We start from the raw sequence: 26,623 nt of genomic DNA on the forward strand, positions 1-26,623 counted from the left end.
GCGTCGGTCAGTCTTCCGACCTCTTGAGCACGGCGATGCACGTCAGAAAGACGATCTTGATATCGAGCCGGAGGGACCAGTTCTCGATGTAGTAGTTGTCCCATTCCGCACGATCCGCGATGGGGGTCTGACCGCGTAGTCCGTTCACCTGAGCCCATCCGGTGAGACCTGCTTTGACGCGATGTCGCTCTCCGTAGCGTCTGATCTGCGCTGCGAACAGGTCGACGTACTCCGGCCGCTCGGGACGGGGGCCGACCAGGCTCATGTCGCCGCGCAGCACGTTGATGAGCTGCGGCAGCTCGTCGAGCGAGGTCTGCCGCATGATCTTGCCGATCCGGGTGCGTCGATCCACGCCTTCCACACCGCCGGGTGCCGCTCCCTCGGTCCGGACGAAGTCCGCATCGGAGTCACGTGGTGGCCGCATGGACCGGAACTTCAAGCAGTCGAACGGAACTCCGTCTCGGCCGATTCGTTCTTGCGCGAAAAAGATGGGCCCGGGGGAACTCGCCCGTACCAGCACGGTGAGCACGAGGAACACCGGCGACAGCAGCAGCAGAGCCAGTCCGGCAGCGACCCGGTCCAGTGCGCCCTTGAGGACGAACTGCCACCCCCTCGGATCGACATGCTGCAGCACCATCAGGGGCAGCCCGCCCAGATGCTCTATGCGCGCGTGCATTCCGACGGTGTCGAACATGCGGGGTACGAGCCAGACGCGGGCACCGGCATGCTGTGCCGCACGGATCGCGTCGACTATTTGTTCGTGCGGAGCCGAGGCGAACGCGACCACCACCTCTTCCACCCGATGCGCTCGGAGTATTCGAGTCAGGTCGGTGAGCGGTCCCAGATACGAAAGCCCCTGTTGCACAGAGGGGTCGACGTCGGGCGAGGAGTCGACTGTCCCGACGAGATCCATCCCGTATTCGGAGGACTGCTTCATTCTGCGCGCCAGTTGCTCTGTGACGGGACCACTACCGACGATGACAGTCGGTGCACTCGCATGGTGTTTCGCGCGAAGCCAGCGCTGTCCCCATCCTTCCAAGTTTCATGTCCTCAGAGCGGTGACGCCGTTCGGCAGTCGACATTTCGTACACCGAAGACATATCACCCTTCACCTTCATCCGGCGTGCAACGCAAGCATTGTCACTGCCGAAACAGCGCTGCTGTCAACGAATTCGCTGTTGAATGAGCCAGGCGATGTCTTCGAGGGTCTTCACGTGGCCGGACGTCCATTTACGTGGCCGGTAGTCCCACACATCCAGCATTCCGACGGTGAACCCAGCGTCGGACTTGATCGGCGCTGCCATATAGGCGATCAGATCCGCAGTCGCGTGATCCCTCAGTAGCGCGTGCTCTCGAATGTCCTGCGCCACCAGCGTTTCGCCGGTTTCCACCACGACACGGCATGCCGACCGTTCCACCGCTAAGGTCTGTGGCTGCGCTGCCGTTCCCGATGTTCCGACGCTGGCTTTGATGAATTGTGTGTGATCGTCGACGAACGAGATCGACGCACCCTGTGCTCCCATGGCTCGCAATGTCATCCGGGCCAGTTTGTCGAACTGCTCGTCACGAGAACTGCCGATCATGCCGGTAGCTCGTACCGCGGCGAGACGGTCGACGTCGCCGATCTGTAAGTACGTCTGCGGAAGTGACGTCGAATCGGGATCGGACAACTCGATGTTCTCGTACTCGAAACTACGGGCGTCCGCGAGCACCGCGGCCACTTCCGGTGAAGACTCTCGTTCGAGTTCGGTGACGAGGCGAGTGATGATTGCCCGACGTGCGTAGGTGTTGAGGGACTCGCCGGCCTTGTCGGCATGGTGCGTCAACAGCCTGTTGATTCGATCTCCGAATCCGGTTTTTCCCAAGTCCACCTATCGGACGGTAGTTCACTACGCGCTGTTGCGCGCAGCGATCGGCCGGCCACCCCGGCTCACACTGGACGGAAGCCGGCTCCCGGCGCTCCCGATTGATTCAGCAGCCGAACAGATTCCGCCGCCGACGCGTATGCGGTGGGGCTGAGCAGCGGCACCCCGGAGGCGTGGCTCGTGATGCCGACGAGGGTGGTGCCGACGACCAGAGGTCCACCGGAGTCGGACCAGACAGTGAGGGCGTCGGACATCAGGTCGCTGCCGCGGGCGTCGACGATGCTGCCGCATGTCACTCCGCTTCCGAGCCCGGTCTTGCAGACGGGCTGCCCCACCGATGCGGTACCGATGTCGGTGACAGTGACTCCGCCGAGACTGTTGACGGGTGTCACTTTGGTGGGGTCGAGAACGATGACGCCGTAATCCGGCCCCCAATGTCCGACGGCGGTAGTACCGACCGGGGCCGCGGGCGATCCGACGAGCGTGACGGGTAGGCCCGGGCGAAGGATGCAGTGGCCTGCGGTGAGTGCGACCAGCCGGCCCGCGTCGTCGTAGCCGACGGCCGCGATGGAACAAACGGTGAGGTCGTCGAGGCCTCCGGTGGTGACGAACCCACTACCGGGGCCGACGACCGGAAGCGGCGCTGCGGTTGCGGTGCCGGTGGACGTCGCCGTGAACGCAAGAACCAGGGCGGCGAACAGTCCACTGACAACACCGAGTCGAGCAGTCTTCATGGTGGGCATTCCTCGTCGATGAATGTCGGTACGGGGTGAGCGACGCTGGTCGCGTTTCACACCCATCCAACCAGCGCCCCGCTACGAATGCGACTCGTGTGGTGGGTTGTCGGCATCGTCGCCGTGTGGTTGCTGATCGGCGCGCTCGTTGCCGTGTGGATCGGTCGTGGCATTCGCCGGGCGGACGTCGAAGAGTCGGCAACCGAGTCCCCGAGCAGGTCGACACAGGAACCACCACCTGAAAAGGACGCCGCGTAGCCGAGCGGAGCCACTGCGAGCCGGCTTCAGGAACGCGTCATGGGCGAACCGTGCGACCTCGGATCAACACGGCAACTCCCATCCCGATCAGGGCCAGAATCAGCGGTGCCACTATTGCCATGTTCGCGCCGATGGCAGTGAACAGGACAACCGTCGCCAGCGCCGCGAGAAAGTACACAACCGCAAAACGTGGTGCCCAGAACACTGTGTGCACGGATTCCTCCTACATCGGAAGCAGTCTCACTCGGACCAGAAGACAAGAACGATTACGACCAAGACGACGAACAGCACCAGGCCACCGCCGGACAGAGCAAGTGTTCGCGCGTTGGTCACGGTGAAAACCCCGTCGCCTGCTGGGGTGGCGTTGCTTTCGGTGATCGAAAACGTGACCGCGAGCAAGAGCAAGAACTCGACAACCCATACCCACCAGGGCAAGTCGAGTCGTGCCATCGTCAACGCGGATCCAAGGGTGATGGCCAGCGACACTACTGCCGCATAGACCACTGACGGCAGGGTCACACCCCACGGAGTCCGGATGCTCTTCATGTCTCCACCCCGGCCCAACCGCTGCCCTGCATTTTACGAACATGGCCACTGTCGTTAGCCAGAGTACCTAGTTGACCTCCCCAGTCAAGGGCTGGTCGCACCATCACTCCGCAGGCGTGTCCCCGGCTTCGAGGGTGAACTGCACAACGTTGATGCGTGAGTTCTTGAATCGCTCCGACGACCCGGTGAGGTATTGCACGTATTTGTCGTAGGTCGCTTCCGACGACAGTGCGATGGCCTCGTCCTTGGATGCGATCAGCTTCTCGGCCCACGTGTCGAGTGTGCGTGCATAGTGCGGTCCCAGCGCATGCTCGCGGAGCAACTCGAATCCCGCTTCGGCCGCTTTCGCCTTCACCACCTTGACCAACGTCAACTGCCCACCGGGGAAGATGTCGCGCAGGATGAAGCGGGAGAAATGCGCATCCTCACGCGTGAGTCCACCCCCGGAGGCTGGGTCGGGCGGCGTGATGACGATGGTGTGCAACAGCATTCGGCCACCGGGCTGCAACACCGAACGGCACTTGGCGAAGAACGCCGAATACCGCTGACGTCGGAAGTGCTCGAACGCGCCGATGCTGACGATCCGGTCGACGGGCTCGTCGAATTCCTCCCAGCCCTGCAACCGGATGTCGACGTTGCGTTCGGTCGGTAGGTCGGCGACGAGCGCGCGACCGCGCTCGTACTGGTTTCGACTCAACGTCAGACCGATGACGTTGACGTCGTACTTCTCCACCGCTCGCTTGACGAGAGCTCCCCAGCCGCAACCGATATCGAGCAGTGTCATGCCCGGCTTCAGATCGAGCTTGCCCAGTGCCAGGTCGATCTTGGCCGTCTGCGCTTCCTCCAGCGTCATGTCGTCACGCTCGAAGTAGGCGCAGCTGTACGTCATGCTCGGATCGAGGAACAGCGCGAAGAAATCGTCCGATAGGTCGTAATGCGCCCGCACATCATCGACGAACGGCTCCAGTTGTTGATTCATCACGCCACACCCTTCCCCACAGCATCGGCGCCGATCACTCGGCCTAGTGCACGGGCACCCTGCTCGCCCAGCATGTCTTCATGTTCCACATCGACCTCTGTCACCGAGATCCGGCCGTCGACCAGAGCCGTCCAGTGCTTCGCGCCGTCCGAGCCGCGGGCAGCGAAGTATTGGACATCGCCCGCGAACACCGCCGGCTCGTACGACGCGACCCAGCTGGCAGCGGAGACGACCGGTCTATACATGGCACGTAAATCGTCCTCGGTGAGGAACGCCAGTTCGGTTCGCGTACTCCGCAATTCCGCCACGATGTCCTCGAAGGACGTCGCCTCGACCCCGAGCTGACGAGCCAGATCGTCGACGCCGAATTCCTCGGCGTCGTCCGGGGCTGCGAGTTGCGCATCGACGAGGGCCAGCAGCGGGACGTCCTCGCCTTCCGACTGCAACTGCACGGCCACCGCGTGGGCAATCACGCCGCCGAACGACCACCCCAGCAGGTGGTAAGGCCCGTGAGGCTGAATATCTCGAATCATCCGCACGTATACGAAAGCGAACTCCTCGATCGACGACGGCGCAGCGTCGCGGTTCGAGATGCCCGGATCCTGCAGGCCGTACACCGGGCGGTCCGTCTCCCCGAGCAACGACAGGTAGCTCCAGGCAATTCCGATGGCCGGGTGCACACAGAACAGGGGCGCGCCCACGCCGTCGGTCCGCAACGGCAGCAGCACGTCAAACGCGCCACTCGGTTCGATGTCTCCGTCGTCCATGTCGAGGCGCGCGGCCAGTGCCGTGATCGTCGGGTGCTCGAGCAATGCACTGATCCGGATTCGACGGCTCAGCTTGTCGCCGAGGGCGTCCATGACCTGCACCGCCGAGAGGGAATGCCCACCGAGGTCGAAGAAATTGTCGTCGATGCCGATGTCGTCGGCGGCGAGGTGCAGCACGTTGGAGAACACGGTGTGTACGAGTACTTCGGTGGACGAGACCGGCGCGCGTCGTTCGGTCGACATCACTGCGGGCCCGGGCAGCCTGCTCGTATCGACCTTGCCCGACAACGTCATCGGCAGTGCATCAACGACGGTCACGGTGCTGGGCACCATGTAGGCAGGCACCGTTCGCGCCAGGAAGCCGCGAGTCTCTCGCGGTTCGACCGCACCCACCACATAGGCAGCCAAGGAGTTCGCATGCCCGATCACGCTGGCTTGACGCACGGTGGGGTGACGCAGCAGTGCCGCCTCGACCTCGGCGAGTTCGACGCGATGGCCGCGGATCTTCACCTGTGAATCGACTCGACCCAGATATTCGAGTTCGCGTCCGGTCTCGCGCGCCACCCACCGCACCAGATCGCCGGTGCGATAGAGCCTGCCGTCACCGAAGGGATTGGCGACGAAGCTGCTCGACGTCAACGCCGCGTCGCCCACGTACCCGTCGGCCAGGCCAGCCCCGCCCAGGTACAGCTCCCCCACGACGTCGGTGCCCACCGGTCGCAGACGCGCGTCGAGCACCACCGTGTCGAATCCGAGGGTCGGTTCGCCGATGGTCACCGCAGCCGATGCCCAGTCCCGCTGATGCGTGGTGCAGGTGCTCATGACGGTTCCCTCGGTGGGCCCGTACGCGTTGAACACCGAGCGATCCTGCGACCATCGCTGCAGCAGTGCAGAATTGGCGGCCTCGCCGGCCATGACGACCACTCGGAGGGAGGGCAGCGCGGAGTCGGTCACCTGCAGCACGGTCGGCGTGAGGCAGGCGTGGGTCACCTGGTGCCGGTCGATGAGCGCTTCGAGCTCGCGTCCTCCGTGCACCTCGGGCGGCACGATCACCACGCTCGCTCCGGCACCGACGGCCATCAGCGTCTCGAAGATGGACGCATCGAAACTCGGTGACGCGAACTGCAGCACCCGGGATGTCGGCTCGACGCCGAACAGATTTCTTTGGCTCTGAACGAGATTCGCGATGCCGCGGTGCGTCACCCGGACGCCCTTCGGTGCCCCGGTCGATCCCGAGGTGTAGACGACGTACGCCGTGCTGTCGACGCTTGCTTCGCGTACCTGGAACAGGTCGAGCTCGTCGCCATCAGCCGTCAGCCAGTCGTTGCCGGCCGAGTGGAAGTCCACGGACGCGATTCCGGTGACGGGGGCTGCGCGATCGAGGATTTCCCGTACTCGCGGGGCCGGTTGCGACGCATCGATTGGCAAGAAGCCGGCACCGGTCTTGGCCACGGCCCAGATCGCGGTGAGGTACTCGACAGACCGTGGCAGGGCGATCGCCACCAGAGATCCCGGCTCGACTCCGGCCCGAACGAGGTTGTCGGCCAGTGCATTCGATTGCCTGTCCAGCTCGTGGTAGGTCACCGATCGTGCGTCGTCGATCGCCGCGATGTTGTCGGGCCAGCTACTCGCCGCCCGCACGAGCACTTGCGCCAGTGTGGACTGATCGGCCGTACCGTCTCGACGGGACACGACCGCCGATCCGCCCTGGCCGAAGTCTGCGCTGCCGAGCCGAAGGTCCGGTGCCGCGGCGACTGTGTTCAACACCGTGGTCAAACGTTCCGCGAGTCCGGTGACGACCGCCCGCGAGAACCGGTCGGCGGAGTACGCCAGAGTGCCCAGCAGCCCGGCATCGGATTCTTCGACGACGAACTCCAGATCGAATTGCGTCGCCGTGATATCCACTCGACGCGGACTGACTGCGCTCGGGCCCAATTCGATTGTGGGCGTGCTGACGTCACCGAAGGCCAGAAGCACCTGGAACAGCGGGTGCGTGTCGACGGCGCGGGTGGGTTGCACTGCGTCCACCACCCACTCGAACGGGACGTCCGAGTTCGCGAAGGCATCGAGGTCTCGATTGCGCACCTCGGTGACGAAGTCCTCGAACGCCGTCGCCGGATCGACGTCGGTCCGCAGGACGACGGTGCCGACGAACATACCGACGAGGTGGTCGAGCGCCGGATCTGCTCGACCCGACACCGGAGTTCCGATGGCGATGTCCCGCGTGCCGCTGGCCTCTGCGAGTACGGCGGCCAGCGCCGCGTGGACGACGACGAACACTGTCGCACCCAGGCGATGCGCGAGCGACCGCAAATTCGCGAGAGTGTCTGCGTCGACGGCAAACTGGACTCCAGACGCGTCCTGCTCGGCGTCAGGAGTGCCGGTGGGCAGGTCGAGGAATTCCGGCAGGCCGGCAAGGGTGCGACGCCAGAAGTCGAGTTGGTCGGACGCCACCGCGTCGAGTACGTCGCGTTGCCACACCCGGTAGTCCGGATAGTCGACGGCGAGTGGAGTGAACTGGGGTGCAGCTCCGGCCGTTCGAGCCAGCAGAGCCGTCTCGATATCGCGGCTCAGTGGACGTAGCGACAAGCCGTCGACCGCGATGTGGTGCGCGACGACGGTCAGCACGCGCTCAGCGCGACGTTCCGCGAGCATCAGTCGTAGCGGTGCCTCGACGGTCAGGTCGAAGCCCTGCTGTGCCACCCCGCCGATGCCGGCATGAGCGTCGTCCAGGGTCGAGAGCACGATCTGCGGATCGAGCACGACGGTCACGGGCCCATCGCCCGTCGACGGGTATACCGTGCGGAGCGGCGTATGCCGTTCCAGCACATCGGCAATCGCCGCGCGTAGCACCTCGAGGTCGAGGCCGTCCGGAAGCGTTACCTCGAAGGCGATGTTGTAAGCCGCCGATGTCGGGTCGTATCGATTCTGCAGCCAGATTCGTCGCTCGGCCGGCGCGAGGCCGGAGTAGGAGCGCGCATCCGCGCGGTGCACCAGCGCAGGGAGCGCGGTGTAGTTTTCGGACAGCAACTCGATCGCCGACGCGAGCTGCGCCGCGGTGGGGGCCTCGAACACAGTCCGCACCGGCACCCGAACGCCGAGCACCGCACTGATGCGGGTGGCGACGCGGGTGGCCGCGAGGGAGTCTCCCCCGAGGACGAAGAAATTGCTGTCGACCGCGGGGGCGTCGATTCCCAACGTGTCGGCGAAGATTCCGAGAATGACGTCCTGCGTCAACGTACGTCCGACACCCGACTCGGAGTCCGACGCTATCGCTGGAATCAAGGCCGCCTTGTCCACCTTTCCGTTGCCGGTCAACGGAATACGATCGATCGACGTGATGACGGCCGGCTGCATCGCCAACGGCAGCCGGTCCAGGAGCCACTGGGCCGCATCGAACTCGCTGGTTCCCACCACCCAGGCGTGAATTCTGCTGTCGACCACCAGTGCTGTCGCCGCGCTGACGTCGGGATGTGCCGTCAGTGCGCTCTCGATGTCGCCCAGTTCGATGCGCACACCGTTGATCTGCACCTGGTCGTCGCGCCGACCGCGGTAGTCGAGTAGTCCCGACAGCTCACGTCGGACGAGATCGCCGGTACGGTACATCCGGGCACCGCCGTCGGTTGCGACGAAGCGCGCGGTAGTCGACGCCGGATCGGCTCGGTAGCCGCGAGCTACTCCTGACCCCGCGAGATACAGCTCTCCGACGCCTCCGAGCGGCACCGGCTGCAACCGGTCGTCGAGCACGAACGCTCCGACGTGATCCAACGGCCGGCCGATCGTGGCGGGCTTTCCGGCGCGCAGCGAATCGGCCAGGGTGGCCACCACCGTGGCTTCACTGGGTCCGTAGGCGTTGAGCATCGACCGTCCCGGCGACCACGCGTCGACGACCCCGGCACCGAGCACGTCTCCGCCGACGGCGACGGTCTCGACGCCGGCCACCGGCGGCACCGTCGCGAGTACCGCGGGCGTGGACAGGTAGTGGGTCACCCGCTGCTCGGCGAGGAAGGCGGCCATCTCCTCCCCGCCGAGGAGGCCGTGTGGCGCGATCACCATGGTCGCTCGGGCCCCGAACGCAAGCACGAGCTCGAGCACTGCGGCATCGAAGTTCACCGAGTATCCGTGCAGCACCCTGGACGTCGCTTCGACTCCGTAGCGCGAAACGACCTGCTGTGCCAGTGAATACACACCCTGATGCGTCACGATGACGGGCTTGGGCGTACCGGTGGAACCCGACGTGTGGATTACGTAGGCCGGGTGCGCAGGGTCGAGCGTCGCCAGTCGGTCGTCGTCGGTCAGTGGCGCGTCGTTGAACGTCTGCGCGTCGCTCTCCTCGACCCACCCCACTCCCGGTTCCGTTCCGCCGAACCCGATCTCGATGGGCCCCAGCATCTGCTCCCGACGGGCCGCCGGGTAGCGGGGATCCACCGGTACGAATGCGCCGCCGGCCTTCACCACGGACCACAGCGCCACGATGTACTCGGCCGAGCGCTCGAGCGACAACGCGACGAGGGTTTCCGGTCCGACGCCGTGGGCGATCAACAGTCTCGCGATCCGGTTGGATCGTCGATCGAGTCCGGAGTACGTCAGCGATTCCAGGCCATCGATCGCTACCGAATCTGCTGTACCACCGATCAACACGTCCAGGAGCGTGCCAGTGTCGGACTCGACCGGTTGTGTCGGTGCGTCGGCAAGAGCGAGGTCGCCGACGACGAACGCGGGGTCCGACACCGCCGCATGCAGGAGTGCCGTCACCGCCGACGCGAACTGTTCGACGGTGGCCCGCTGATACAGGTCCAACGCGTATTCGATCTGTCCGACGAGACCGGCCGATTCGGCCTGTGCGGCGGAGGATTCCTCCAGCACGAGATTGAGGTCGAACTCGGAGGTACAAGTGGGTATCTCCAGCACCGAGAACGGCAGGTCGTCGACCGATCGGTGCGGTGCGTTGTCGAATGCCAGCATCACCTGGAACAGCGGGTGCCGGTCCAGGGATCGGTCGGTCGTCACGGCGTCGACGATGCGCTCGAACGGCACGTCCGAGTGTGAGAAGGCGTCGAGGTCTGCGGAACGGACGGCATCCAGCAGGTCGACGAAACTGCCGGCCGGGTCCACTGTGACTGCGAGAGGGAGTGTTCCGACGAACATTCCGACCATCTCGTCGAGGGCTTCGTGGCCTCGCCCGGCCGTCGGCGATCCGACCACCACACGGTTCGACGTGCCGAATCGACTCAGGGCCGCAGCCACCGCGGCATGGACCACCATGAAGGTGGTGGCGTTGTTCGACCGCGCCAGCTCACGGATTCCCGCATGCAGGTCCGGCCCGATCTCGAACGGAACCGCATCGGTGGTCATCGATTGCACGGCAGGCCGGGGGAAGTCGGATGGCAATTCCGCCAACGCGGTGTCGCGCTCCCCCAGCACCGAGGTCCAGAACGAGAGTTGTTTGTCGGCAACCGCATCCACCGTCGCGCGGTTCCACACCGAGTACTGGCCGTACTGCGCGCGTAGGCGCGGCCACGTCGGTGCATGACCGGCCGTGCGTGATGCGTGGGCGAACGCGAAGTCGCGCACGAGTGGGTCGAGGGACCATCCGTCCATCGAGATGTGGTGCACTGCCACGACGACCACCGTGTCGCCGGACTCCTCCACGCTCAGCAGCGCTGCCCGGATGGGCACGTCGGCCGCGACGTCGAACCCTTGTCCGGCAATAGCCGCGACGGCGTCGTCGAGGTGGTGCTCGGGCACAGTGCGGGCCGGTACATCGACCAGGACGGTGTCGGTAGGCCGCACCACCTGCCGCGGACCGTCACCACCGTCCGGGTAGTAGGTGCGCAACGCTTCGTGTCGTTCGGCGACATCGCGCAGTGCTGTCAGGACCAACGACGCATCGCCGCCCGCTGCGACCCGGATGGCGATGGGCATGTTGTAGGCAGGTGATGTGGGGTCGAACTGGTTGAGGAACCACAGGCGTTGTTGCGCGTACGACAGCGGGACACGTTCCGGCAGAACGGTATCGAGCAAGTCGAGGGACACTTCACGCTCGGCCGAGGAATCGATGGCGGCCGCGACGGCGTGGACGGTGGGGTCGGCGAACAACGCGGTGAGCGAGACTCCCGAGCCGAGGCGAGCGAGAACTCGGGTGGCGCTGAGCGAATCACCGCCGAGCTCGAAGAAGGAATGCTCACGACCCACCTCCTCGACGCCGAGGACGTGGGCGAAGGCTGCGGCGACTGCGCGTTCGGTCTCGGTCTGCGGCGGTACGTACTCGGTGTCCGTCGGCTCGGTGGGGGCCGGTAATGTCCGGCGGTCGACCTTGCCGCCTGCCGTCATCGGCAGTGCGTCCAAAACCACGATGTGACGAGGAATCACCCACGCGGGCAAACGGTTCCGCAGGTGACCGTCGAGCCCGTCGGAGGCACCGGTGACGTACAGGGCCAGTCGGTCGTCGCGAACGACGGCCACAGCCGCGGTCACTCCAGCGAAAGAAGCCGCGGCGAATTCGATCTCACCGAGTTCGAGCCGACGCCCGTGCAATTGGATCTGATGGTCGGAGCGGCCCAGGTATTCGAGCGACGACCCGTCGAACGACCACCGGACGATGTCGCCCGTCCGGTACAGCCGCGCACCCGCCACACCAGGGTCGGCGACGAATCGCGCCGCCGTCGAACCGAATTGGCCGTCGTATCCCCGGGCGAGTCCGTCGCCGCCGAGATACAGCTCGCCGACGCCTCCGTGGGGTGTGGGCCGCAGGTGCGAATCCAGTACCAGTGCGCGAACGCCCGGCAGCGGCGCACCAATCGTGACGCGCTCACCGACGACCATCGGGGCAGACAGTGTCGCCAATACCGTTGTCTCTGTAGGGCCGTAGGCGTCGAGCATCGTTCGTTGGGGAGAGGCGAACCGGTCTCGCAACGTGGGTGGGCACTCCTCGCCGCCGACGTCGAAGACTTCGATGGAATGCAGATCCTCCGGGTCGAGTGTCGCCAGCACCGTCGGTGAGGTGATCAGATGCGTGATCTTCTCGCTGGCCAGGAACGCGGCGACGGCAGGCCCGGCGTAGACATCGGCCGGGGCGATCACCAGGGTGGCACCCGCCGCGAAGGCCGCGAGAATCTCCTGGACGGACGCGTCGAACACGGGCGAGGCCAGGTGCAGCACTCGTGAGTCGGCGGTGACGGCATACCGATCGACGACGTTGTCGGCCAGTTGCGCCAGGCCGCGATGAGTGACGCTGACGGCCTTGGGTTTTCCGGTCGATCCCGAGGTGTGGATGACGTAGGCCTCGTTGTCGACGTGCAGCGCCGGCGGCGCGAGGTCGCGCTCGTTCGCGTCGAGCAGATCCTCGATGTCGAACCATTCGATGGTGTTCGGAAGTTGTTCCAGCACATCCTTGGTGGTGATACCGAATTCGATGTCTGCGCCGGCCAGCACCGTAGCCAGTCGCTCGGCGGGCTCGGTGGGGTCGACCGGCACGAACGAGGCCCCGGCCGTAGATACCGACCACGAGGCAAGCAGAGATTCGTAGGAGCGTTCCATCGCCACGGCAATGCGCTTCTCGACGCCTGCGCCCAGCGAGACCATTTGCGCAGCAATATGTTCTGCGACCCGGGTGAAGTCCTCACTGGACTGATCGACACCCGCGGCACGCACCACCGTCCCGCGTTGCAGCAGCGACGGCAACGGCCTAGGCCACACCGTGTCCGCTGGACATGCTGTCAGCAACGCGGATTCGTCCGCGGCGTCGAGCACATCCAATTCCGATACCGCAAGGCCCTCAGGGGCATTCACCACCGCACGCAGCAGAACCAGGAACCGGCGGTGATGGGCTGCGAGTTCGTCGGTGGAGTAGAGGGCCGGGTTACCGAGGAAGTCGACGCGTGTGCTGGTGCCGGCAACTCCGGGGTAGACGTTGACCATCATGTCGTCGATGGGGCCGCTGGAGAGCACGCGGTATTCGCCGATGACGTCGCCGAGGCGAATTGTGCTGTTGTACATCATGATGTTGACCGTGGGGCCGAACACTCCGCGTCCAGCGGCGGCGCTGCCGGTGCCGTCGCCGGTATCGCGCTGCATGTCCTCGACGCGGAAACGCTGATGGCGCAGTGCACCGGTGAGTTCCACCTGAATGCGTCGGAGGAGTTCTTCGACGGTCACACCCTGTTCGACGCCGATGCGCAGGGGCACGACGTTGGACATCATGCCGGAGGATTCCCGCAGTTTGGTGGTGGCTCGCCCCGATACCGGGAGGCTGAGCATGACGTCGTCGGTGTCGGTCATGCGCGCGAGATACAGCGCGAACGTGGCGAGTACGACGGGGACGTCGGAGCTGTTGTACCGATGTGCCACGGCCGCCACGGCTTCGGTGAGGTCTGCGTCCAGCACGGCACCCACACTCACCGTCACGCCGCTCGGTGCCGCGCGCGTGTACGTGTTGCCGGCCAGTCGGGGTGCGTCGAGGTGGCCGTCGAGTCGTCCGAGCCAGTACTGGCGGTCGGTGTCGTAGCGAGAGGAGTTGGGGTAGGCGGCCTCGTAGTCGTAGATCTCACGGACGCCGATGGCGCGCGTCTTGGGTATCTCGGTGCCCTCGGTCAACGCGGTGTACACCGCCGCGGTGCGTTCCTGGACGGAAATCGCGCCGAGTCCGTCCATGACGATGTGGTGGGCGCGGCTGTACCAGTAGTAGTGCCCATCGTTCACCTGAATGATCTCGGAGGCGATCAACTGATCGCGAACCAAATCGACGGGGCGACGATACTGCTCGTCCATGTAGCGCTGAGCATCCTCGACCGGATTCTCGCGGTCTCGGAAATCGCGATAGATCATCGCGTACGGAACCCGGAGGTCTCGCCACTGGTACGGATGACCGTCGTGCAGCCCGATTCGGACGGCCGGGGATTCGAGTTGTCTGCACGCGATGTCCGTGGCTCGGATCAGTACGGCCGGGTCGATATCGCCACGAATTTCGACGTATTGGGCGATGGTGAACGGTACGTCCGGAGCCAGCTGCTGGGCGAGGTAGATATTCATCTGCGCAGCGGACAAAGGGAAGCGGCCATCCTCGAACAACTCACCAACCTCTGGCGACACTCGATGACCTCCTCAACGCATATGCTTCGACGGCGTGAATTTTCGGCTGACGTGCCGCCCAGCAACGTCGATCTACATCGCCCGTGACAAACCTAGTCGACCCATTGTGAATGCTCTACCCGGATCGAACGACAGGTACGCCGGAACCGCCGCTCCCCTTTAGGCTATGCACTCGACCGACTTCCTATGACCGAGAGGCCACCGACAATGGCGACCAGTTCCACCGATGTTCGTGGTTCTCGATCCGGCAAGAAGCGGCCGATTCTCCTCACGGTGGGGGTGCTGCTGGTCGTCCTCGTCGCATTTCTGGTGTGGCTGGGGTACGAGGCCTACACCGCTCAGTCCAGCCTGAACGCGACGCGCGACTCCGCCACGCAGGCGAAAGATGCTCTGCTCGACGGTGATGCGGCCGGTGCCGAGGCTGCGGCCGCTCGGGCCTCGGAATCGGCGGACGACGCGGTGTCGGCAACGACGTCCATCCCGTTTTCGATAGCGAAAGCCGTTCCTTACCTTGGTAGTCCGCTGAAATCGGTAGCTCAGATCACCGACGTGGTGCACGGTTTGGCCGTGGACGTCCTCACTCCCGCATCGACGGCGGGCGAAAGCCTGAACCCGAGCAGCCTCGTCGAAGGTGGCGGCAAGGTCGATACCGCCGCTCTCCGGGACGCACAACCTGTGCTGGAGCAGACCGCCGCCGCAGCCGAGGAATTGAGCCTCCGAGCCCAGCAGGTGGACGAGCCCGCATTCCTCGGCGTCGTGAGCGATGCACGTACGTCGTTGATCGATCAAACACACGACCTCGCAGGCCTGCTCACCAACACCCGCATCGCCAGTCAGCTGTTGCCGTCGATGCTCGGCGACAACGGCCCGCGCAGTTACTTTCTCGCGTTCCAGACCAACGCCGAGGCCCGCGGTACCGGCGGCCTGCTCGGTGGCTACGGCATCATTCGCGCCGAGAACGGCACCGCCCGTGTCGACACTCTCGGTGCCAACAACGAACTCGAATTCGCGAAGCAGCCCATCGACCTGGGCCCCGACTACAACGCACTGTGGGCACCGCGTAACACCACCACCGACTTCCGGAACTCGAATGCGAGCCCACACTTTCCGTATGCCGGCCAGATCTGGTCGTCGATGTGGACGGAGCAGACCGGTGAGGTACTCAACGGTGCCATCGCTACCGATCCGATTGCGTTGAGCTACATCCTCGGAGCCACCGGCCCGGTCACGCTGGCCGACGGCGAGCAGATCACTGCAGACAACGTCGTCGAAATCACGCTCAGCACAGCCTATTCGAGGTTCGGTAACGACCAGTTGGCACGTAAGGCGTATCTCCAGCAGATCGCGTCTGCAGTGGTACAGAAGATGACCACGGGCGCTGCCCCCACCAGATCTTTGCTCGACGCGGTGGGCCTCGCCGGCAGCGAAGGCCGTATTTCGGTGTGGAGCGCAGATCCGGCCGAGGAGGCAATTCTGGCCGGCACCAAGGTGGGTCACGTGTTGCCGGACAGCCCGGCTCCCTACGCCAATGTTGTGGTCAACAATGCCGGTGGCAACAAGCTCGATTACTACCTGGCGCGGGATATCAAATATTCGGCCGAATCCTGCACCGCCGGGACCCGTAAGTCGACAGTGACGGCGACGCTGACCAACAATGTGGATCCGGACGGCCTGACGTCGTACGTGGCGAGCACGTTCCAGCCCAACGTCCCGTACGGCACCAACGAGTCGATCGTCTATCTGTATGGCACTCAGGGCGCGAAAATCACGTCCATGAAGGTGAACGGTGTTTCCGGATTCTCCATCCAGGCCGGAACCGAATTGGGTCGCCCCGTACAGGCCGCGTATCTGACCATTCCGCCCGGAAAGTCACAGACGGTCGCCTGGGAGCTCGAAGAACCCTCGGCTCCGGGTGAGGCGACGGTGCCTGTGCAGCCGTTGGTCGATCAGCCAACCGTGAGCATCGACGTTCCGCAATGCTGATTGTCCAACGGTGGTAGCCCAGCGTTGAGACCCCGATGACCCCAGCCCCGCGCGTCTTCGTCACAGAGGGCGCGACGGGGCTGCGGTGGTTCTTCGACTGACTTACAGTTCGGTCCGTGTTCGGAAAACGACGTAGAAACCGAGTCAGGCCACCAGGAGATGCGCATCCATTTGTTTGGATCGCGTTGGTAGTCCTGACGCTTGCACTAATCGTGCTGTTCGTGGTCGCGGAATTCGAGGGTCGCGTCTAGCCTCCAACAGTCGAGAATGCCCCGCCACAGCAATTGTGGCGGGGCATTTCGGGTTGTGGCTGTGAGTAATCTCGGCCGCGCTAGTTCTGTCGGTGGAACCGATTATTTACGGAAACGGGGGTTGTCGGTGCCGTTCGTCGACGGGTCGGTATGCACCTCGGGACGGCGCGCTCGTCCGTATGGAGCCGCGCTGACGGCCGTGCGTGCGGACTCGGTCGGTCCCGAGGGCGCCGACTGCGCCGAGCCGGTGGATGTCGATGCAGCCGGCGGCGGCGTGGGTGCAGCGACCGGGCCAGATGGCTCGACCGGGCCTTGCGGTGCCGGTGCGGGCACCGGTGGCACCACCTGACGCGGCAGGTTGGTGTCGGCGGTGTAGTTGTACGAGTAGCTGTACATATCCCCCTTCTTCGACGGGGTCAACGCCAGCACCACGCCGAGGACACGGGCACCGATGGTTTCGAGATTGCCGATCGCTCGTGCGAGTTCGTTGGACTTCGTGTGTCCGTAACGCGTGACGAGCAAAGCACCATCGGCATGGGTGGTGAGGACAGCGGAGTCGGTCACGGGCAGCAACGGGGCACCGTCGACGATCACGTAGTCGAACCTCGAACGCAGTTCGACCAACAGAGCACGCGAGGCTTCCGAGCCCAGCAACTCGGACGGGTTCGGCGGGATGGGACCCGAGGCCATGGCCTGCAGGCCCTCATACTTGGTGGGCTGCAGCACCTCTTCTACCGTTGCTTGGCCGGCGAGCACGGTGCTCATTCCGACCGAGCCGATGAGACCCATGTACTTCGAGACACGCGGACGACGTAGATCACCTTCGACAAGTGCCACATGGTGACCTGCTTCGGCCAGGGCCACAGCGAGATTCACTGCGGTGGTCGTCTTGCCTTCACTGGGAATCGCACTCGTGACGACGATGACCCGTGGTGGGTGGTCGACCTCGAGGAACTGCAAGTTGGTGCGAAGCTCGCGGAACGCCTCGGCACTGGACGATTGAGCGAGGTCCTGAAAGTCGACGGCCGGATGCGTCTTGCGCTCCTTGTCGAAGGGGATAGTGCCGACGAGCGCCTTGCCGGAGATTGCTTCGATCTCACGACGACCCTTGATGGTGTTGTCGAGGCGGTCACGCAGAACCGCGAGAGCGATTCCGAGCAGCAGGCCGACAGCCGCCCCCAGAGCGAGATTGCGCTTGGTCTTAGGACTGACAGGCGTTGACGAGGCCTCGGCCTGTTGGAACGTCTTGACTCCGGCCGCAGGGTCCCCGCCGTTCGCCGGTGTCTCCAGTTCGCGGACTTGCTCGGTCAGTTCGGTTGCCATCGCATTGGCGATGTCGCGAGCCCGTTCGGGCGACGGGTCGGTCACTGTCAGATCGAACAGGACCGTGTCGGGAGTCGAGGACGCCTTCACCTTCTCTGCCAACTGTGACGCGCTCATGCCCCCGAGCGGAAGTACGTTGAGGACCCTGGCCGCCAACGCGTCGCTGGTCGCCAACTCCGAGTACGAAGCCACGAGTTGCTGCGAGGTCAGGTTGCCCTGGTAGGTCTCACTCACCGTCGCGCCACCAGAGGTGGAGACGAACATCCTGGCGCTCGACTCGTACAGCGGCGTCGTCAGCAGGGACGCACCTAAGGCACCAAGGATCGCTACGACCACGGTTACGGCGATGATGATCCATCTCGCCTTCAGGATTTTCAGATAATCCTGTATCTCCATGCTTCGAGCTCCTCGTCCGTTCGTACAACCCCGCAACGGGCTACTGTGTGGCTCAATCGTTACATAAGTATTCGATCGCCGTGCACCGGATGAGTACTGACACTGAAGCCGCACACTCATTCGTTTGATTCACGAGACTTACTCGGCGAATTCCCTGTTGTGACGTGTCACGACAATCCGTGTCCCCAATTTCGACTTCAGAATTCACTAACGGGCCAGGAGAGCCAGCAGCGTTCGCCCCAGCTAGAGCAGGAACGATAAAGAGCTTCGCCACCCAGGCCCAAGCGAGGGTGATTCTCGACACCTCGGGACCCATGCATCCCTGTCGTTCGAGCAGCGAGACGGCCCGGACCCCGGCGAGCCCTCGTCTCTGTTGCCGGCGACCCCCAGCTCTGCTATCGCCACGGCCGCCCGCCTCTGAGACGGCCGGAACGATGAATCCAGCCCCCGTAGGCCTCGGAAGGACTGCGCGAACAGGTAGAGCGGTTGCCCTTCACCTTCGGGGAGTCCCGGGACGCTGGAACAAACCGCGGGTCCCTCGAACGAACAACAAATAGACTTTCGGGCTCTTAAAATCGCCTACTAGACAGAATTGATTCTGTTATGAGCAATTTTCAAAACCGACACCGAGTTCACGAAATCGGTTTGTGCACGCAATGTTTCGTCTTCACACGTTGGACGGACAAAAGCGTGGCCGCGTGTATAACATCCCTTTCAAATTGCTACGTCGAATGCTAGATAAAACGACGAGCGCACAAATACGTCGACGCTCAGCGGGAGCATTATGACTCGTACGGTCGCCATCATCGGCACACGGGGATACCCGAGTTTCTACGGCGGTTTCGAGACCTTGGTCCGACATCTGGCCCCCTACCTGGCCGATCACGGCTGGAACGTGGTTGTGTACGGCCGAGAAAAAGCCTTGAGCACCAACCCGGTCGACGTGGATCCGCGGATACGATCCGTGGTCACCCCTGGCATCGACACCAAGTCGGCCAGCACCATCACCTACGGGGCCACATCGTCGGCACATGCCGCGGTGACGAAACCTGATGCCGCACTGGTGATGAACGTCGCAAACGGGTTCTGGTTACCGTTACTTCGGCTTCGGAAAATTCCTACGTTGGTCAATGTCGACGGCATCGAATGGGAAAGGGAGAAGTGGGGACTTGTAGCGAAGACGATCTTCGCAATCGGCGGCCGTGCAACAGCGCGGTACGCGACCACTCTCATCTACGACTCCCGAGCGCTGGGTGTTCGATGGGAGGAACTCTCCGGCCGGGCAGGTGTATTCATTCCGTACGGCGGCGATCCTCGAACCGGAGACGATCCGCCCGACGGTCTAGCGCGCCGGAAGTACATTCTGATGGTGGCTCGCTTTGTTCCCGAGAACACCATCGGACCGTTCTTGGGCGCCATCGAAACACTTTGCGAGCGTTGGCAAGTGGTGATCGTCGGTTCGTCAGGGTACGGCGGTGCCCTGGAGGAGCGGGTGGCCGACATAGCCGCCCGAGAGACCAACGTGCGGTGGTACGGGCACATCAGTGACGACGACATGCTGTTCTCATTATGGGAGAACGCCGGTGCGTACTTCCACGGGCACAGCGTGGGAGGAACGAACCCTGCGTTGGTCCAAGCTATGGCCTGCGGTGCGCCGGTAGTCGCACGCGACACCGTCTACAACCGTGAGGTTCTCGGCGACGGAGCGGTGTTCGTCGACCCGGATCCGCGGTGCATCAGCGCCGGACTCGAGACCGTGCTGGACGACAGCGAACTACAACAGGAGCTGAGCACAGAATCGATCCGCCGAGCTCACGAGCACTACACCTGGGAACGAGTCTGTGCCGATTACGATCGAGCGCTTCGCGACCACCTGTCGTCGGCGGACGCCGTCAGTGCTCGGAACACCGCGTTGGAGTGACGAGTGAAATCTCCGGCTGCACCATGCAATTCGGCCGAGCGATGCAACAGAGACTGCAACAGGAAGACGACGGCCCGGAACCGTAGACCACATCCCACCACGAGCGCCCACACGATTCGCTGCAGGCGCGACTCGGCAAGGTATGCGCAGTAGAACTCGTAAAGATTGAGCACCCAGGCGGAGTTGGTGCCTGCCTCCGGCGCACCGTTGCTGCTGCCCACCAGATGTTGTGCATGCGCAAGCGGCTGGATCAACACCACGCCCCCTGCGCGGCCTACGCGCCAGCAGAATTCGATGTCCTCGGCGTACATGAACCACCGCTCGGTCAATCCGCCTACTCGCCACCACGTTTCGGAATCGACCATCAGGCAGGCACCGGTCACCCAGTCGGTGCAGACCACGCCCTCCCCGACGTCCGAGGGGAGCAAATAGTGCCCCTGCAACCGCGTCCGGCCCCGCGAGAGCCGGGAGATCCCGAAATAGTGACTGGCCATCGCCCAGATCGTGGGCATTCGGCCGGCTGCCATCACGCGCACGCCGCCGGTATGGATGACGGGCGCGACGATCCCGCCGTGGGTCGACGGCACCGTCCTGGCCAGAACCTCTACGTCCGCGGCGGCGATGACGGCATCGGGATTGAGCAGCATGATGTTCAGGCCGGTGGCTGCTTCCGCAGCTCTGTTGACACCCTTGGCGAATCCGAGGTTGCGCTCGCCCGCGATCACGCGCACGGCTGGCCAATTCCGCTCGATCAGCGGCACCGTCTCATCCGTCGAGGCGTTGTCATACACGATGATTTCCAGCTCGCCGTCCCGTCCGTACCCCGCTTCGAGCGCGTCGAGGCATGTAGAGATTACGTGCGCACTGTTGTAGGTGACGATCAGAACCGAGACCTCGGGTCGAGTCATGTGGCGGTGTGTTCGCGGGCCTTGATCAAACGGGCCGGCACGCCTCCTACGATCGTGTAGGGCGCAACGTCTTTCGTGACCACCGAACCGGAGCCGACGATAGCGCCTTCACCGATAGTGACCCCGCGGGTGATCACGCAGCCCGCCCCGATCCACGTGTCCGCTCCGATGACCGTCGGGCTCCGGAGGTAGCCCTGCCTGTTCATGGGCACCGACATGTCGGCGAAACCGTGATCCTCACTGAAGATCGACACATGGGGCCCGATCATGGCGTTGTCCCCGATGGTGATCCCGCCCTGACCCCAGATCACGTTGTACATCCCCACCGCGACTCCCTCGCCGATCACGACGCCGACACCGGGTTCCGAGATGACCCCCGATCCGTTGATCGACGACCCACGACCCACAGTAGTCCTGTCGCCGAACGTGATTCCATGTGCCGAGTGCGCGTCGATGGCCACGCCGTCGCCGAACACCACGGCGGTGCCCACGCGCAGTTTGGCTGCGTTGCGCACCTTCACGCCGCGGCCCCGAAAGTGCAGTGCCGGTCCCCTCAAATAGGGCAGGCCCAGCAGTTGCCCCCGGAGCGCCTGACCGACTCGATCGACCACAAAGGTCAACAAGGCCGTAGAAGGAATGTCGTCGGGCATTCGCCTCCGACGCAGCTTCCAGTAGATGGTGTCGATCAACGCGTGCAGCATCTTGCACTCCTTAGAACGCAATTCGGTGCGCTCACGGTAACCGTCCACGCCAGGATCGGCACCCCGTTCGGACGCTATGAGCTTGGCGAACTACTTTGTCGCACAACATGAACCAGATGGGCATCATCAGTCGGCGGTAAGAAACAACCAACATGAAGGTTAGCGGGCCATTCGCCGGACCACCCTGAACGCATACCGCCTTCTAACCGCCGTTCGGATCGTTGACGGTTTCCGTGTTCGCTTACCAAAGCTCCGAATCCGGCTAGTATTCGCTTCACCGACCGGGGTTTTCCGGAAGTCACGCACATGCCTCGAGGACTGCAGATGTCACTGCACGAAAGGAAAGCCGGCCGACCGCCGGCTGTTTGCACGCCACCGAGTATTCCCGGCAAGTCCAACGACTTCGGATTCCTGCTCGACATTCAGGGTTTGCGGATGATCGCCGTGACCTTCGCGATTTTGCATCACGTCGTTCGTTGGCCCGAAGGCGGATACGTCGGCGTGGACATGTTCTTCGTCATTTCCGGGTTCCTCATCACGAGCCTGCTACTGCGAGAGGGCATGCGCTACGGCCGGGTGTCCATAGCGAACTTCTATCGCAGACGGGCCCGCCGGATCCTGCCCCTCGCACTACTGGTCCTGGGCGCAACTCTCACCGCGTCGTACGTACTGGTTGTCACCAGCAGGTTCGAGGCGATCGTGGTCGATACGTGGTGGTCGGCTGCGTTCATGATGAACTGGCATCTGATCTCGATCGGGACGGACTACTTTCAGACGGCGTTGCCGCACTCTCCGTTGCAGCACTACTGGTCTCTTGCCGTCGAGGAACAGTTCTACGTGGTGTGGCCTCTACTCATGGTCGGCCTGCTCTTCATCGCCACGAGATGGCGAAAGAACCTGCCGCTGCGGCCGTTCGTCGGCGGATTCGCTGTGGTCGCGATTGCGGTGTCGTTCCTCTGGGCCATGGACGAGAGCGTCGCCAGCCCCACCGCGGCCTACTTCTCCACCTTCAGCCGGGTGTGGCAACTGGCAGCGGGGGCATTGCTGGCATCCATTGCGCCGATCTTCCACCGGATGCCCGTGTGGCTCCGGTCCGTCATGGCGGTCACCGGCCTCGTGGGAATCTTCTATTCCGAGTTCACCTTCGAGGTCACGTACACCATCCCTGCGCCCTACGGCGTCGTCCCCGTCGTGGCCACGTGTCTGGTGATCGCAGCAGGTATCGGATCCACCGGCCTGGCCGTGACGAAACCGCTTCGGCTACGACCCGTGGTGTACATCGGTGCCATCTCGTACTCGTTGTATCTGTGGCACTGGCCGCTCGTCGTGCTTCTCCTCACCGTCATGAATGTGGGCATCACGTACTACGTCACCGTCATCGTGTGCACCGTTCTGCTGTCCGTGGCGTCCTACCACCTGGTGGAGAAAGCCGTCCTCGACTCGGACTTCCTGGCTCCCCGATCGAGACGCCCCGGGCACCGCTCCGTTGAGAGCGACAGTCACGACGGTCAACGCGTGTTCGTAGCCGGGCTGGGGGCGGTCATGGTCTTTCTCCTGGTCGCCCTGTTCAATCAGCCGTCCGTCGTGCTACCCGCGAGCGGGCCCGCCCCGGTTCTCGCCGCAGCATCCGTCGAAGAGGACCGCGACCCGCTCGAGGCCGCCATCGTGGAGTCGCTCGGTGCCACGTCCTTTCCGGTCACAACTCCCCCGCTCGACGACGTCGAGAGCGGTAAACCGGTCGAGATGAGCCCGGAGGCCGGGTGCTTGGATCCCCCGGAACTGAGCCTCGATGTGTGCAATTACGGACCTCCCGACGCGCCTCGTTCTGCGATCGTCGTCGGCGACTCCTTCTCGGCTTCCTGGCTGCCCGCCATCGTCGGAGCGTTGATTCCCAACGGCTTTCGGGTGCACGGCATGGGACTCAACAACTGCCCGTTCGTCGCCTCCGACGTGACCATCGGCGTGGACGAGCAGTCCACCGATCGATGCAACTCCAGCCGCGACGAGATGGTCGATCAGATCAATACCGCCCGGCCCAGCATGGTGGTGATGGTGGATATGGAATACGGAATCCAGGCCATGGTGGACAACAAGGGCTCGGCGCAGGCGTGGACAGCCGCGCGCACCGCGATCATCGAGCGGATCGCGCCCAGCGATGCCGCCGTCGTGATCCTCACCCCGAACCCACTCGGCAAGGCCGCCACGGAATGCGCGGGCAGGCTGGCCGTTCCATCCAATTGCGTCAGCACCATTTCCGAGAACTGGCTGACCAAACGCAGCGCCGACGAGGCAGCCGCACAACAAACGGGAGCCACGTTGATCGACACTCGTTCCTGGTTCTGCTATCGCAATACGTGCCCATTGGTCGTATCCGGCATAGTAATCAGCTGGGATACCGGTCACATCACCCGACAATACGGCGAATACCTGATTCCCAGAATGCAAGAAGCGTTGCTACCGACCTGAATTGTCCCGCCACGAATATCGTTCTTGCACCCGACGAGTCACGTAATGCGTTGCTATGGTTTGCCAATGACGACGGAAGTCACCGATATCGACTTGGTGAGAGGTCTTTATCTGAACACGGTCAAACGCGCTCTGACGGGCGCTCTGGCGGAAGACAACGATTCGGTGCTGGGCGGCGTTCGGTGGCAGGGAAATCCATCGCTACCCAAACGATTGGCGAGCTCTTTCGCCCATGCGGCCGGCCGGTTCGGTGTCGAGATTGCGATCAAGAAACCGTACGACGAACGCGAGCGAGAATCCGGCCTCGACTGGCCGTCCCGGGCGGAGTCCATGATCGGTCTGCGCCGGATGACCAACATCGAGGAGTGCGTCGCAACGATCGTCTCGGACGGGGTCCCCGGCGATCTGATCGAGACCGGCGTATGGCGCGGCGGCGCATCGATTTTCATGAAGGCGAACTTGGTCGCCTGGGGTGACCGGAGTCGGACCGTATGGGTTGCGGATTCGTTCGAGGGACTCCCGCCCCCGGACGCCACCCGGTATCCCGCCGACGCGGGCGATCGCAACCATCAACTCGGCGGCCTCGCGGTGGGCCCCCGCACGGTGCAGCACAACTTCGAGCGATACGGCCTTCTGGACGAGCGAGTGCAATTTCTCGTGGGGTGGTTCAAGGACACGCTTCCGACCGCACCGATCGATGCGCTGGCGCTGATGCGACTCGACGGCGACATGTACGAGTCGACGATTCAAACTCTGGAGTCGTTGTATCCCAAGCTCTCACCGGGCGGGTTCTGCATCGTGGACGACTACGGAAGTCATTCCTCTCAGGCCGGACAAGCTGTCCGGGACTACCGCCGGGCTCACTCGATCCAGGACGAGATCATCGACATCGACGGTTCCGGCGCATTCTGGCGACGCACAGTTCCCTGATCGCTCGGCACACAACACCGAAGTTCGAGGGTCTGCAGTTCGAGGGAGAGATGCGAATGCCAGTTCGCCGGTACGCTGCCGCGTTGCGCGCGAGGTGGCTCGTCATCGTGGCCACGACCATTGTCGGCACCCTCATTGCTGTCGTGTTCTCGCTCGTGTCCACACCGATGTATCAATCGACCACGCAATTCTTCGTCACGACGACAGCGGTGTCGTCCAGCGACGTGTACCAGAACAACTTGGCGTCGCAGCAGCGAGTCGTCTCCTACACCGAGTTGCTCACCGGCCGGGAGTTGGCTCGTCGTGTCGTCGACCAGCTCGGGCTGCCCATGAGTCCGGACGAACTGACCGACCGCATCACCGCCACGGCCAAACCCAATTCGGTTCTACTCGACGCGTCCGTTGTCGATTCGTCTCCTGCTCAGGCCCGCGACATCGCCAACGCCATCGGCGAGCTGTTCCCCACGCTGGTGGGCGAACTGGAGAAGCCTGTCGACGGGGGTACGGCCAGCGCTGCGGTGACCGTGGCCGAGACCGCCGAGGCATCGACCACGCCGGTTTCGCCCAAAAAGGTCCGCAACGTTGCCCTCGGATTCGTCCTCGGACTTCTGGTCGGCATCGCGGGCGCACTGGTTCGCGACAGGATGGACAACACCGTCAAGGAACTCGACGAACTCCAGGCGCTGACCGACAGCGTGCTCATCGGGTCCATCCCGTTGGACAAGAAGATCCGTGACACCCCGCCCATCGACTTCGGTTCGTCCACCGCGCCCATCGCCGAGGCGTTCCGTCAACTGCGGATGAACCTCAAATTCCTTTCGGTCGACAATCCGCCCCGCATCCTGCTGGTCACCAGTTGCATTGCGGGCGAGGGCAAATCGACCACTGCGGTCAACCTTGCCCTCTCGCTCGCGGAATCCGGCAACCGGGTCGTCCTTGTCGATGCCGACCTGCGACGGCCACACATTGCCGACTACCTCGGCATCGTCGGCTCGGTAGGGGTCAGTTCCGTTCTCGCACACGACGCCGGCCTCGACGAGGTGGTGCAGACCACCGGCCACACAGATCTGTGGGCACTGGGTTCGGGCCCGGCCCCGCCCAATCCGAGCGAACTGCTGGGAAGTTCCACCGCCCAATCACTTCTGCGCGATCTGGGACGGGCCTTCGACTATGTGGTGGTGGATTCGCCTCCCCTGTTGCCGGTCACCGACGCCGCCACTCTCGCCACGCAATGCGATGGCACCATCCTGGTCACGCGGTACGGATACACCCGCCGCGAGGAATTGACGCGCGCTGCGGCCAACCTCGAGAACGTGGGTGCCTCGTTGCTCGGTGTGGTCATGTCGATGGTCCCGGCAACGGGACGCGGACGAGATCAGTACGGTTACGACTTCGAGCCCGGTCGAGTGCCGACACCGCCGACGCAATCGGCACCCGTGCGCACCAACCGGCACTGACCCAATGATTCTCACCGGGCGAGTAGGCCGCAGAGCAGGCCCATCCTC

The 26,623-nt window shown here is 63.8% G+C and carries 15 protein-coding genes; 5 read left to right on the plus strand and 10 right to left on the minus strand.

Annotation, left to right across the window (positions count from 1 at the left end; all coding sequences use genetic code 11):
- Positions 1 to 7 precede the first annotated feature (7 nt).
- The 7 genes from AB0O58_RS02665 to AB0O58_RS02695 all read right to left on the minus strand — a co-directional run bounded on the left by AB0O58_RS02665 (position 8) and on the right by AB0O58_RS02695 (position 14,179).
- On the minus strand, positions 8 to 1,039 hold the full coding sequence (locus tag AB0O58_RS02665; protein ID WP_353852317.1) for a sugar transferase: 1,032 nt from the start codon (positions 1,037 to 1,039) through the stop codon (positions 8 to 10).
- A gap of 124 nt (positions 1,040 to 1,163) precedes the next feature.
- On the minus strand, positions 1,164 to 1,871 hold the full coding sequence (locus AB0O58_RS02670) for a GAF domain-containing protein (protein WP_366237820.1): 708 nt from the start codon (positions 1,869 to 1,871) through the stop codon (positions 1,164 to 1,166).
- 59 nt (positions 1,872 to 1,930) lie between these two features.
- Positions 1,931 to 2,599: a hypothetical protein gene (locus AB0O58_RS02675; RefSeq protein ID WP_052054927.1), complete on the minus strand. Its 669-nt coding sequence runs from the start codon at positions 2,597 to 2,599 to the stop codon at positions 1,931 to 1,933.
- Between the two features lie 295 nt (positions 2,600 to 2,894).
- Complete coding sequence (locus AB0O58_RS02680) at positions 2,895 to 3,071, minus strand: hypothetical protein (protein ID WP_366237821.1); 177 nt, start codon at positions 3,069 to 3,071, stop codon at positions 2,895 to 2,897.
- A gap of 26 nt (positions 3,072 to 3,097) precedes the next feature.
- On the minus strand, positions 3,098 to 3,403 hold the full coding sequence (locus tag AB0O58_RS02685; protein WP_366237822.1) for a hypothetical protein: 306 nt from the start codon (positions 3,401 to 3,403) through the stop codon (positions 3,098 to 3,100).
- A gap of 103 nt (positions 3,404 to 3,506) precedes the next feature.
- A complete protein-coding gene (locus AB0O58_RS02690) occupies positions 3,507 to 4,382 on the minus strand; it encodes a cyclopropane mycolic acid synthase family methyltransferase (RefSeq protein WP_230073058.1) in 876 nt (291 codons plus the stop codon).
- On the minus strand, positions 4,382 to 14,179 hold the full coding sequence (locus tag AB0O58_RS02695; protein WP_366237823.1) for an amino acid adenylation domain-containing protein: 9,798 nt from the start codon (positions 14,177 to 14,179) through the stop codon (positions 4,382 to 4,384). Before AB0O58_RS02695 ends, AB0O58_RS02690 begins: the two co-directional genes overlap by 1 nt.
- A 267-nt stretch (positions 14,180 to 14,446) precedes the next feature.
- Between AB0O58_RS02695 and AB0O58_RS02700 the strand changes: the two genes are divergently transcribed.
- Positions 14,447 to 16,222, plus strand: coding sequence for a DUF4012 domain-containing protein (locus AB0O58_RS02700; RefSeq protein ID WP_366237824.1), 1,776 nt, complete (start codon positions 14,447 to 14,449; stop codon positions 16,220 to 16,222).
- Positions 16,223 to 16,575: 353 nt separating this feature from the next.
- Here the strand turns inward: AB0O58_RS02700 and AB0O58_RS02705 are convergent, their stop codons facing one another.
- Positions 16,576 to 18,192, minus strand: coding sequence for a polysaccharide biosynthesis tyrosine autokinase (locus tag AB0O58_RS02705; RefSeq protein WP_366237825.1), 1,617 nt, complete (start codon positions 18,190 to 18,192; stop codon positions 16,576 to 16,578).
- A gap of 784 nt (positions 18,193 to 18,976) precedes the next feature.
- Here AB0O58_RS02705 and AB0O58_RS02710 point away from each other — a divergent pair.
- On the plus strand, positions 18,977 to 20,113 hold the full coding sequence (locus AB0O58_RS02710) for a glycosyltransferase (RefSeq protein ID WP_366237826.1): 1,137 nt from the start codon (positions 18,977 to 18,979) through the stop codon (positions 20,111 to 20,113).
- On the opposite strand, the gene AB0O58_RS02715 is transcribed toward AB0O58_RS02710, so the two are convergent.
- Both AB0O58_RS02715 and AB0O58_RS02720 read right to left on the minus strand, forming a co-directional pair.
- A complete protein-coding gene (locus AB0O58_RS02715; RefSeq protein ID WP_366237827.1) occupies positions 20,041 to 21,021 on the minus strand; it encodes a glycosyltransferase family 2 protein in 981 nt (326 codons plus the stop codon). The two genes, AB0O58_RS02710 and AB0O58_RS02715, sit on opposite strands and share 73 nt — an antisense overlap.
- A complete protein-coding gene (locus AB0O58_RS02720) occupies positions 21,018 to 21,770 on the minus strand; it encodes an acyltransferase (RefSeq protein WP_052054930.1) in 753 nt (250 codons plus the stop codon). The genes AB0O58_RS02715 and AB0O58_RS02720 overlap by 4 nt, the downstream gene beginning before the upstream one ends.
- A 276-nt stretch (positions 21,771 to 22,046) precedes the next feature.
- On the opposite strand from AB0O58_RS02720, the gene AB0O58_RS02725 reads away from it, so the two are divergent.
- The 3 genes from AB0O58_RS02725 (at position 22,047) to AB0O58_RS02735 (ending at position 26,575) form a co-directional block, all read left to right on the plus strand.
- Positions 22,047 to 24,188, plus strand: a complete 2,142-nt coding sequence (locus tag AB0O58_RS02725) for an acyltransferase family protein (protein WP_366237828.1) — start codon at positions 22,047 to 22,049, stop codon at positions 24,186 to 24,188.
- 66 nt (positions 24,189 to 24,254) lie between these two features.
- Positions 24,255 to 25,118, plus strand: a complete 864-nt coding sequence (locus AB0O58_RS02730) for a TylF/MycF/NovP-related O-methyltransferase (protein ID WP_366237829.1) — start codon at positions 24,255 to 24,257, stop codon at positions 25,116 to 25,118.
- 56 nt (positions 25,119 to 25,174) lie between these two features.
- Positions 25,175 to 26,575, plus strand: a complete 1,401-nt coding sequence (locus AB0O58_RS02735; RefSeq protein ID WP_366237830.1) for a polysaccharide biosynthesis tyrosine autokinase — start codon at positions 25,175 to 25,177, stop codon at positions 26,573 to 26,575.
- Positions 26,576 to 26,623: the final 48 nt, after the last annotated feature.

Origin of the sequence: Rhodococcus sp. NPDC080181 (assembly GCF_040702225.1) — a bacterium.
Taxonomy (GTDB): Bacteria; Actinomycetota; Actinomycetes; order Mycobacteriales; family Mycobacteriaceae; genus Rhodococcoides; species Rhodococcoides fascians.